This window comes from Acinetobacter sp. ANC 4910, assembly GCF_004331035.1.
Lineage (GTDB): Bacteria > Pseudomonadota > Gammaproteobacteria > Pseudomonadales > Moraxellaceae > Acinetobacter.
Genome location: NZ_SJNT01000022.1, coordinates 1 through 8,994 on the forward strand (window position 1 = coordinate 1; position 8,994 = coordinate 8,994).

At 40.9% G+C, this 8,994-nt stretch carries 7 protein-coding genes and 1 pseudogene; 2 read left to right on the top strand and 6 right to left on the bottom strand.

All coding sequences use genetic code 11. The features are described from left to right. The first annotated feature begins 344 nt into the window (after window positions 1–344). Entirely contained in the window at window positions 345–455 is a 111-nt protein-coding gene (locus tag E0H82_RS16715; RefSeq protein WP_416224505.1) for an SDR family oxidoreductase, read from the top strand. Window positions 456–595: 140 nt separating this feature from the next. Here the strand turns inward: E0H82_RS16715 and E0H82_RS15960 are convergent, their stop codons facing one another. Beyond that, window positions 596–931, bottom strand: coding sequence for a hypothetical protein (locus E0H82_RS15960; protein ID WP_131265697.1), 336 nt, complete (start codon window positions 929–931; stop codon window positions 596–598). A gap of 111 nt (window positions 932–1,042) precedes the next feature. On the opposite strand from E0H82_RS15960, the gene E0H82_RS15965 reads away from it, so the two are divergent. After that, window positions 1,043–2,533 (top strand): flavin-containing monooxygenase, encoded by a 1,491-nt coding sequence (locus E0H82_RS15965; protein ID WP_131265698.1) that lies wholly within the window; start codon window positions 1,043–1,045, stop codon window positions 2,531–2,533. A 100-nt stretch (window positions 2,534–2,633) separates the two neighbouring features. Here the strand turns inward: E0H82_RS15965 and E0H82_RS15970 are convergent. The 5 genes and pseudogenes from E0H82_RS15970 to E0H82_RS15990 all read right to left on the bottom strand — a co-directional run. Next, window positions 2,634–3,277 (bottom strand): annotated as a pseudogene (locus E0H82_RS15970) (IS5 family transposase); the annotation flags it as partial. A gap of 143 nt (window positions 3,278–3,420) precedes the next feature. Further along, window positions 3,421–4,971 carry an arylsulfatase gene (locus tag E0H82_RS15975; protein WP_171458309.1) on the bottom strand — a complete coding sequence of 517 codons (1,551 nt, stop codon included), beginning with the start codon at window positions 4,969–4,971 and terminating at the stop codon, window positions 3,421–3,423. A 120-nt stretch (window positions 4,972–5,091) separates the two neighbouring features. Next, window positions 5,092–6,357 carry an anaerobic sulfatase maturase gene (locus E0H82_RS15980; RefSeq protein WP_131265699.1) on the bottom strand — a complete coding sequence of 422 codons (1,266 nt, stop codon included), beginning with the start codon at window positions 6,355–6,357 and terminating at the stop codon, window positions 5,092–5,094. A gap of 631 nt (window positions 6,358–6,988) precedes the next feature. Next, window positions 6,989–8,569 (bottom strand): arylsulfatase, encoded by a 1,581-nt coding sequence (locus tag E0H82_RS15985; protein ID WP_131265700.1) that lies wholly within the window; start codon window positions 8,567–8,569, stop codon window positions 6,989–6,991. A 144-nt stretch (window positions 8,570–8,713) separates the two neighbouring features. Continuing rightward, the coding region (locus E0H82_RS15990) for an SPASM domain-containing protein (RefSeq protein WP_131265701.1) at window positions 8,714–8,994 on the bottom strand (281 nt) is incomplete at its 5' end.

The window sequence follows — 8,994 nt, forward strand, 5'->3', positions numbered from 1 at the left end:
CAATTGGTCTTCTATGGATAATTTAGAGGGTCGCCCTGTTGATGATAAATGAAGATTGAGTACATCAATCATCACTTTATAAGTAGACCAAGATATTCCCGTTAGGCGTTTGAACTGAGGATCAGTCAGTTTCTGTATATCAATATATTTCATGCATAAATTATGCATGAAATATCAAAAAATGTCGGTGCACAATTACAGCAAATGATTGTTCGGTTTATGAGTTATGCAAGTTGTCTATTTAATACAAAGATGTTTGAAAATAAAATTGCCGTCGTAACAGGCTGAACTTCAGGAATTGCTCATGCAGTCGCTGTCGCTTTTGCTCAAAAAGGTGCAAAGGTTTGGGCAAGCCTGAAGAAGTTGCAGATCTCGTGGTGTTCTTATCCTCTAAAGCGGCAAGCTTTATCACAGGTACGATGGTCAATATTGATGGTGGTTACTCAAGTAACTAATACCTTATTGCTAAGGTTTAAGGGGCTTAGATCATAAGCCCTTTCTTTTACAGCGCTTAGCTACGGATGCTGCAATTTATCGTTTTCTTCCGATCACGCTTTTATATACGCTTCACGAGGAGGTATTTTTCTGGTCATCTCTAGCATTTGGGCGCACGACTTAAAACCGATTGTTCAGAAAATCCTAAGATTAAGATATTGGCCAACTGGTTCATCGGGATTTTTGTTGCCCACAAATACTGTAAAGCAAGCTCTTTCCGAATTTCGTCCTTAATCTCATCAAAGCTTGTCCCTTCGCTGGCGAGCTTACGTTGTAAGTGTGCGTGTAAGGCCAACATGACAGAAATGCGTAAAGCCTTGTGTACAAGGATTATGAAATGATGCGTCATATAATCTTGTGCGAGTAGTGCTTCAGAATCGAAATTCAGGTCTAGCATAACCTCGAAATAACCACAAACCCCGCTGACATGTAGCATGATTGTCATGTCTTCTAGAGTTAAATATCTGTCTCCTAAGGTCAAGTTTAAATTTAATCAATCGCTAGTATTAAAGAGGGAGAAAAAACACAAGCGACAAGGAGCCGCAAAATGCAAATGGAATATGATGTAGTCATCATTGGAGCAGGTTTAGCTGGGATTGGCATGGGATGCCACCTATTACAACAAAACCCAAATAAATCATTCACGATATTAGAGCGCCGGCAAGCGCTTGGTGGAACGTGGGATTTGTTCCGCTATCCAGGCATTCGTTCAGATTCAGACGTGATTAGCTTTGGTTATAAATTTAGTCCGTGGAATAGCGATAAAGTGCTCGCTGCGGGCGAGTCGATCAAGCAGTATTTACAAGAAACCGCTCAGAAATTTAACATCGATAAAAAAATCCGTTATGGCATCAAAATTATCTCTGCAAATTTTTCAACTCAAACCAATAAATGGACGGTAGAAACCGTTAATGAAGCAACGGGAGAAAATTGCCAATTTAGCTGTAATTATCTGATTGCTGCAACGGGTTACTACAACCAAGACCAAGGCTATACCCCAGAGTTTGAAGGTGTTGAAAACTTTAAAGGTCAAGTCGTTCATCCACAACACTGGCCTGAAAATTTAGACTATAGCAATAAACGGGTTGTGGTGATTGGGAGTGGTGCAACAGCAGTCACCTTGATTCCTGCAATGGCCAATGATACTGCACATATCACCATGTTACAGCGCTCTCCAAGCTATGTCATTAACGTGCCAAATACAGACAAACTGGTCGATTCTTGTCGAAAAGTATTATCAGAAAAACTGGTGTATAAAATTTTCCGTAAGCGGAATATTTTTATGCAGCGTGGTATTTATAAAGTATGTCGTCGGTTCCCTAAACAAATGCGTTCATTCTTGCTTTCAAATGCTCAGAAAGCCTTGGGTGAGCAATACGATATGTCTCATTTCACCCCAGAATATATGCCGTGGGATGAACGCCTCTGTGCCATTCCAGACAACGATTTATTTGACGTGATTCGTGAAGGTAAAGCGTCTGTTGTTACCGATAAAATTGAGCGTTTCACTGAAAATGGTATTTTGCTCAAATCGGGTAAAACACTTGAAGCAGACATCATTGTCACAGCAACAGGTCTCGAATTACAGTTGTTTGGTGGTATTCAAATTTCTGTAGACCAAGAGCAAATTAAGCCTAACGAGAAAATGAGCTATAAAGGTACATTAATAGAAGATGTGCCTAACTTTGCTTATTTATTTGGTTATACCAATGCACCGTGGACCTTAAAAATTGATTTATCTTGCGATTATATTTGTCGTTTAATCAATGAGCTCGATATTCGTCAAATGACGGCAGTCAAACCTGTTGCACCAGCAGATGAAAACACTGGCAATAGTATTGTTTACGGCATGCGATCAGGTTACATACAACGTGGCGATTGGGTCTTACCTCGCCAAGGCAAATCTACCGAGTGGTTTGTCAGCCATAACTTCGAAAAAGATGAAGCTATGTATAACCTGCCAATTGAAAGCCAGCATCTAATTTGGTCTGCTGCAACACAACAGCCTAAAGCGAAGGCTAAATCAAAAGTGGCTTAAGTCATCATTCATTATAGATTCATATGGTGATTCTCCATATGAATCTATTGCGAACAACAAAAAATGGAAAATAATGATGAAAACTTCGCAGCTCAATTAGCGGAATCACTGCATATGCCTGTCGATCTGAAATGACTTTTCTGCAGTATTTCGTGTCATAAGCCCCATCTGTATAGGCAGAATCAATTCACTCATCCAGTGAAATTTGATCCAGTAAATCCCCGAGGACTTGTGAATCACGGACATTGTTCGTAGTCAACTGTACAGCCCTAATTTGAAGGATTTTAGCATCTATACCAATGTGAAGTTACGCCATTGGCAACGAGATTCAGGCTGATGTTTCTTACGTTTCCATTCACCTAAAAACTTTAAGCCAGTAGAGTCGACGAGTAGATGGAAACCACCACGGCTTTTCTGGTAGCGAATCGTAATATCAATATGCTTTTGTCTGCTGCAAAGCGTGGAATAATCTAGAGCGATCCAATCTAATCCACAGAGTTTAATAAGGCTCCGAACAAAACCTGTGACCATGCGTAAAGAGAGTCTAAATAGAGATTTGATCATCAAACAACATTGAATAGCTGCATCAGAATAGGTTTGATTTCGTCCGTGTTTACCTTGTAGTTGAGCATACCATTGAGTAGTGGGATCAAACCAAATCGATATGTTTCCTCGATTGATCAAGGCTGTATTGTAAGAGCACCAATTCGTTGTACGGTAGACTTTAGGTATAGGCTGATTCATTTGGAAATTATATTGCTGAATAAGCCGTCACGAATAGGTTTGTGCAACAAAGCCCGTTCAATAAACATGGATTAAAAATGATACGCTCGCAAGAAAAAAAGCAGCCCAGAAAACTGGACTGCCTTGATCATGCATGAGGCATTTTACTTTTTAGCAGACAGTAAATTTTCAACTAATTTACTAAAATCAAGCGTTGTGGCTTTTTGCACTGGTGGATAATCCATCAAAGACTTCACATGTTCACCAAGCAATGCCTCTACAGGTTCACCCAACCATAGCTTTTTCTGAGCAATTTCAGAGCGATCTGTTGTACTATCAAATGACTCATACGGATCTTGACGAAGGTTGAATACCAATGGAATCTTTTGCTTTTGGTAGCCATCATAATAGGTTTCACTGGTTTCTAAATGAACCTTCCATTGATTAATACGAACTGCACGAAGTGTTGATTCATGGTAGTACAGGTAATTAGTACGCTTACTTTCTGCCGATTTTCCTGTCCAGTAATCGAGGTTATTTAGACCGTCAATATATTGTTTACGATTGGTTTTCATATCCTCTACAACATTTGCATTCCCTGCGACAGTTGCTAAAGTTGTGAAAAGATCCATATTGGCCTGAATACCTGTTTTGACCTGTCCTGCAGGAATATGTCCTGGCCAACGGATCATCATCGGGACACGCACACCACCCTCATATGTGGTCATTTTTTCACCACGAAACGGTGTGGTTCCACCATGATTTTTAGCACTGTGTTCAGGGCCATTATCAGTGGTATAAATAATGATGGTGTTATCTAGCACACCCATCTTCTTCATTTCATCCAACACTTGACCGACTTGCATATCATGTTCAATCATGCCACTACCGTACAGATCTTCTTCAGATGTGGCTTTTGCAGCTAAATAACGATGCTCGGGACGTAAATGGGTAAACATGTGCATACGACTTGGGTTTAACCACACAAAAAATGGCTTATCCGACTTTTTACTGCGCTTCATGAAATCTACGCTGGCTGCGATGAACTCATCATCCACAGTTTCCATCCGTTTACTCGAAAGTTCCCCAGTATCTTCACACTTCTGCTTACCCATTTTACCAAAACGAGGATCTGTCGTTTCATCATCTGTAGTTGATGAATAACAATGTAGAACACCACGTGTGCCAAATTTTTTACGGAATTCAGGATCTTTTGGATAATCAACTTGCTCAAACGTATCTTCTGTATTGAGGTGATATAAATTACCGTAGAACTCGTCAAAACCATGTACGGTCGGTAAATGTTCGTTACGGTCACCCAAGTGATTTTTACCAAATTGACCACTCATATAGCCCAGGGGTTTAAGTACTTCTGCGAGTGTCGGTGTTTCTGGTTTAATGCCTAAAGGTGAACCGGGACGACCTACAGTGGTTAAACCTGAACGGATTGGGTATTGTCCTGTAATAAATGATGCACGCCCTGCGGTTGAACTTGGCTGTGCATAGTGATCGGTAAACATAATGCCTTCTTTGGCAATCCGATCAATGTTTGGCGTGTTATACCCCATAATGCCATGACTATATGCACTGACGTTGGTAAAACCTACGTCGTCGGACATAATCACCAAAATATTGGGGGGTTTTGCCATCAGGGCTGTTGAAAGTAAGGCTCCGCCAGCCAAAGCAATCGAACGTGAAATGATCTTTTTACGCATGTGTTTTCCTTAACATTTTTTTGGAACTGAAAACTTATTTCCAAATAGTCTCATCCAGACAACCATTTGATTCTTCAGCATATGGGGCTAAATCCGGCCCCCTTGAGTTACAACAAGTTTTTAGTGTGGTTGTAAACGTTTCGCAATCTCAGACTTGGATGTCGTTGCGGTATGAAAAAACTTCTTTAAACCTGAACAGAGGTAATGTAAGCCCACTTCGCCCTCTGGCGTTTTCAGGAAGCGATCCTTCGGACAGTCACCCCAACACAGTTGTAGATACGGACATTTTTTGCAGTATTCAGGCAAACTATTCGACTTCGCATACGCGAATTTCTTCTGCCGTTCTGAAAAAATTAAATCTCCCTGATGAATCTCTTGAATGTTGCCCAATTTGTATTCCGGATAGACAAAATGGTCACAGGAGAATAGGTCGCCATTGTGTTCTATCGCCAACGATTTCCCACAGATTTGTCCTGACACGCATTTCTGTGCACCATAGCCAAACATCATCGAAATCACGTTTTCAAATTGGTCGATAAAGACTTGTCCAAAATCATGCTGTAGCCATTCTTTCCACACTGTAGAAAGGAATACACCCCAATCGTCTGCGGCTATCGACCAATCCGTGACCACGGAATCCGCTGTCCCTGGTTGCGCCGCCGAACTCCCCAGTTGCGGTAAGTCTGTCGGGTCCCAACATCCGGGTGCGGTTTGCTGGAACTGGGCACTTTCCATGCCGGGAATAAACTGGATCATGCGTGGTTGTACTTGGTCACGGAGGAAGCGGTAAACCTCTAATGGTCTTTTGCTGTTGTCTCGGTTCACCACGCATAAGACATTAAAGGGGACCTGATATTGATGCAGTAATTGCGCTGCATGCATGACTTTGGCATGGGTGGGTTTACCACCTTTGTTGTAGCGATGAATATCATGTAAATCTGCTGGTCCGTCTATGGATAATCCCACCAGAAAATTGTTTTTCTTTAGAAATACACACCAGTCTTCGTCCAGTAGAATCCCATTGGTTTGTAAGTCATTTTCGATCGTTTGGTGCGGTTTGGCATATTTCTTTTGTAATTCGACCATGCGTTGGAAGAATTCTAAGCCCATTAAGGTCGGTTCTCCACCTTGCCAACTAAAGACGATCTCGTTGCCTGTTTGTGCTTCAATATATTGTTTGATGTGCAACTCAAGCATGGACTCCGCCATACGCGGGGTTTTCGGTTGGTGCAGCATGTCTTGTTTGTGTAAATAAAAACAGTAGCTACAGTCTAAGTTACACTGTGCACCTGAGGGTTTGACCATCACGTGATAACGATAGGTTTGACCTGGTAATTGCATGGTTCTGAGTGGTGGGGAAACTAAATGTGTTGGTATCTTGTGCATATTGTCATCCCTAACCTTGTGATCGTCTTTCAATATGGATTTATAATGAAATTTGACTTTAAATTTACTGCAATGAATTGAGTGGATAAAATTGGCTAGAATGTGCTTAGTTCATCAAAACTTCGACTTGGCCATAAACGCTTATCGAAATTCTGACCACACCAAAGATTCATCATCTATTTATTTCCATATTCATCATGCAGATGTGACCCGGCCCATTTGTATGTAAAAGATCTTGAGTACACCCATTCCATTTGAGTGGCATCTTAGAATATTGACCGATCTAACACAGAGCCTAGTTTTTTAGAAAAATATCAAAATTTAAACAGATAAAAACCACTCGAAAGAATGGTAATCGATGGTTTTAACCATACAACGAACCACGTTTTATCAGTCGGAGTTATATTTTTGATTAGATTAAAGGTCGGCTATAATAAAATATTCTATTTAATATTCAAAAGTTAAGTTTAAAAAAATTAAAGCGAATACATGAAAATATATTTTGATTGTGATTATTTAATGGCATGCTTATCCGCAATCCAGATTTTTTTAATTTTTATTGATTAGATATTCTATAAAATTAGACAGAAATATGGGCTAAACCAGAACAACTCTAATTTAACCCAATCAATTATTCGTTACCTTTCGAAATGGCATCACCCACTAGGTTGGACATATCAAAAGATTTACTGCCTTGAACAGGTGGATAATCTTGCAAGGTTTTAATATGTGCAGCCACCAGTTTATTCATTGGCTGCATTAACCAACTGACTTTTTGCATCAAGTGCCCTTCAGAATCTTTGTTGTCATAAGATTCCATCGGGTCCATACGTAAGTTAAAAACTTTTGGCACAGTTAATGGCACAACATTGGCATAGTAATCTTCTTTGGTCGAGAAGTGGAATTTCCATGGCCCCATACGTACCGCAGTTAACTTGCCCTCATAGTAGTAGAACATACTTTCACGAGCAGAATCCTCTTTCTGACCTGTCCAGTACGGTACGTTGTTGATACCGTCGATATACTGCTTCTTCTCCTTCATCACTTTTTCAGCAACATTTGGTACACCTGCTGCTGCTGCGAAAGAAGTAAACATATCCATGTGGGTTTGAATACCATTTTTGATTTGATCTGGTTGAATCACACTCGGCCATTTCAACATGGAAACAACACGAACCCCCCCTTCATAGGTAGTCATTTTTTCACCACGGAATGGTGTGGTTGCACCATGAGGCCATGAAGAGTGCTCTGGCCCATTATCGGTTGAATACCAGATAATCGTATTTTCATCTAAGCCATTGTCTTTTAAGAATTGTAGCACCAAACCAATATCATGGTCATGCTGTAACATACCACTACCATGGTAATCCGCCTCAGAGGTATATTTCTCTGCCGCATAACGCCATTTATCATTTAAGCGTGTATACAAGTGCATTCGACTGGTATTCATCCAAACAAAGAACGGCTTATCGCTCGCTTTCGCCTGCTTCATAAAGCGCTCTGCATTCGGAATAATTTCGCTCGCATCGAAGTCTTTCATGCGTTCTTGCGTTAATTGTCCTGTATCTTCACACTTCTGCTTACCCACCTTACCAAAGCGAGGGTCTTCGGTACTGTCTGACTTCGAAGTTGCATAACAATGCAATACACCACGGGTACCAAATTGTTTCTCATAATCCTCAAGATTACCTGCAAACTTTTTACCAAAGGCTTGATAATCACGTTGTTCAGCTTCTTCTTGGGTATTTAAGTGATATAAATTGCCGTAGAACTCATCAAAACCATGTACGGTCGGTAAATGTTCGTTACGGTCACCCAAGTGATTTTTACCAAACTGCCCCGTCGCATACCCAGCGCTTTTGAGGACTTCAGCCAAGCTAGGCGATTTGGCTTGTAGTCCTAATGCATCCCCAGGTTGCCCTACTGTGGTCATACCCGAACGAATTGGGTACTGTCCCGTAATAAAGGAGGCACGACCTGCGGTTGAACTCGGTTGAGCATAGTGATCGGTAAATCGAATACCTTGCTTGCCAATACTGTCAATATTTGGCGTGGTATAGCCCATAGTTCCCATACCGTAAGCACTGACGTTCTGCCAACCAATATCATCTCCCCAAATGACGAGAATATTCGGTTGTTTGGCGAAAGTTGTCGCAGACAATAACGCTCCACCGACGAGGGCGATTGAGCGTGCAATTAAACTTTTCCGCATCTTGTTTCTCCTTGTTAGGATTTTTATGAAGCACATAGAGTTTTTTTATTACTATCAACTCAGGTTTTGCCCTTATTGAGTCTTGGTTCTACGGATTTGAACGTTTAAAAATGACTTTCTAAACGTCCTGTTACAACAATTTTTTTAATGTGGTTGTAAACGTTTCGCAATCTCAGACTTGGATGTCGTTGCGGTATGAAAAAACTTCTTTAAACCTGAACAGAGGTAATGTAAGCCCACTTCGCCCTCTGGCGTTTTCAGGAAGCGATCCTTCGGACAGTCACCCCAACACAGTTGTAGATACGGACATTTTTTGCAGTATTCAGGCAAACTATTCGACTTCGCATACGCGAATTTCTTCTGCCGTTCTGAAAAAATTAAATCTCCCTGATGAATCTCTTGAATGTTGCCCAATTTGTATTCCG